1 protein-coding gene is annotated in these 2293 nt (G+C 64.1%); it reads left to right on the forward strand.

Annotation, left to right across the window (positions count from 1 at the left end):
* On the forward strand, positions 1–2293 hold a 2293-nt coding region (locus ACLFKU_RS43085), incomplete at both ends, for an ATP-binding protein (protein ID WP_410853304.1).

A 2293-nucleotide genomic window follows, 5' to 3' on the forward strand; every position in this document is an offset into this window, starting at 1 on the left:
AGCTCGTGCTGGTTTCCGGTTATTCGGGCATCGGCAAATCGTCGGTGGTCAATGAACTGCACAAGATCCTCGTGCCGCCACGGGGATTGTTTGCATCCGGCAAGTTCGACCAGTACAAGCGCGATATTCCGTATGCCACGCTGATCCAGGCATTTCAAAGCCTGGTGCGCATGCTGCTGGGCAAGTCCGAAGCGGAGCTGGCGGGCTGGCGTGCCGCATTGCTGGACGCGCTCTCGCCCAATGCGGCGCTGGTGAGCGACCTGATCCCCGAACTGAAGCTGATCATCGGCGAGCCGCCCCCGGTCCCGGAGCTCGAACCACAACAGGCGAAACAGCGCTTCCTGCAGGTGTTCCGGCGCTTCATCGGTGTATTCGCTCAGGCCGACCATCCGCTGGCCCTGTTTCTCGACGACCTGCAGTGGCTCGACGCAGCGACCCTGGACCTGCTCGTGGACCTGCTGATCCAGCCGGAACTGCGCTACCTGATGGTCATCGGTGCGTATCGCGACAACGAGGTGGATGCCGCCCATCCGCTGACAGCCCGGCTTGAAGCGATCCGCAGCGCGGGCGCGAAGATCGGGGAAATCCGGCTCGCGCCGCTGACCGGTGCGCATGTCGGGCATCTGATCGCGGACGCGCTGCACTGTGCGCCTGAAAAACTTGCGCCCCTGGCGCGCCTCGTGACCGACAGGACGGGGGGCAATCCGTTCTTCGTGATCCAGTTCCTGCACGCGCTGGCCGAAGGCGATCTGCTGGCGTTCGATCACGATGCGCGGCAGTGGCGCTGGGATACCGAACGCATCCAGGCCAGCGGTTACACCGACAACGTCGTGGACCTGATGGCCGGCAAGCTGACGCGCCTGCCGCCCGCGACACAGCACGCGCTTCAGCAGCTTGCCTGTCTCGGGAACACCGCGGACCTCGCGACGCTGTCGGCCGTGCTCGGCATGCCGGAGGCGGGGATTCACGCCGTGGTCTGGGAGGCGGTTCGCCAGGAACTCGTCGTGCGGCTCGAAGGCGCCTACGCGTTCGTTCACGACCGGGTTCATCAGGCCGCCTATTCCCTGATTCCTGAATCTTCGCGCGCCGACGCGCATCTGCGGATCGGCCGCCTGCTCATCGCGCAGACCCCGGCGGAAAAACGCGAGGAAGCGATCTTCGAAATCGTCGGGCAGCTCAATCGCGGCGCCGCGCTGATCACCGAACGGGACGAACGCGAGCAACTGGCCGCGCTCAATCTGCTCGCCGGTCAGCGCGCCAGGGCGTCGACGGCCCACGCCTCGGCGCTCGCCTATTTCACCTCCGGCGCAGAGCTGTTGAGCGACGATTGCTGGCAGCGTCGGCATGACCTGCTCTTCGCGCTGGCCCTGAACCGGGCCGAATGCGAATTCCTGACGGGACAACTGCTCGCCGCCGAGACGCGACTTGCGGCGCTATCGAGGCGTGCCACGACCACGCTCGAACGCGCTCAGGTCACATGCTGGCAGATGGATGCGTACCTGATTCTCGACCAGAGCGAAAACGCGATCGCCGTTGGCCTCGCCTTCCTTCGGCATGTGGGCATCGAGTGGTCACCCCACCCGGATGACGCGACGGTGCGCCGCGAATACGAGCGCATCTGGTCACTGCTTGGCGACCGGAGCATCGACGAACTCATCGATCTGCCGCCGATGGGGAATCCCATCGCGCTGGCAACCGTCGAGGTTCTGACCAAGCTCTTCGGGCCGGCCTTGTTCACCGATGGGAACCTCAATTGCCTGACGATCTGCAAGGCAATCAGTCTCAGCCTCGAGCAAGGCAATGCCGATGCATCGTGCGTGGCCTATGCCCAATTCCCCTGGTTCGCCGGACGGCTTTTCGGCGACTACCAGCCCGGATTCGAATTCGGCCGGCTCGGCTGCAAGCTCGTAGAACGACGCGGCCTCGTCCGCTTCGAAGCCCGCACGCACCTCGCGTTCTTTGTTTATGTCGCCCGCTGGGTGCAACCTGCGCGGCAAAGTTGCGGTGACCACTTCCGCCAAATTTTCGACGCTTTGGACCGCACCGGCGATCTTCCATTCGGCGCGTTCGCGTCCAGCCACCTGGTCTCGAACCTGCTTTTCATCGGCGAGCCACTGGTTGAGGTGCAACGAGAGGGTGAAACCGGCCTGGCGTATGCCACAAAATTGCAATTCGCGCTGGCGATTCACTTTATCGAAGACCAGCTTGCGGTCATCCGGACGCTGCGCGGCTTGACGCCGGTATTCGGCTGCCTCGACGACGCGCAGTTCAACGAAGCTCGCACCGAACAGCA

This window comes from Paraburkholderia sp. EG304 (assembly GCF_046543485.1).
GTDB lineage: Bacteria > Pseudomonadota > Gammaproteobacteria > Burkholderiales > Burkholderiaceae > Paraburkholderia > Paraburkholderia youngii.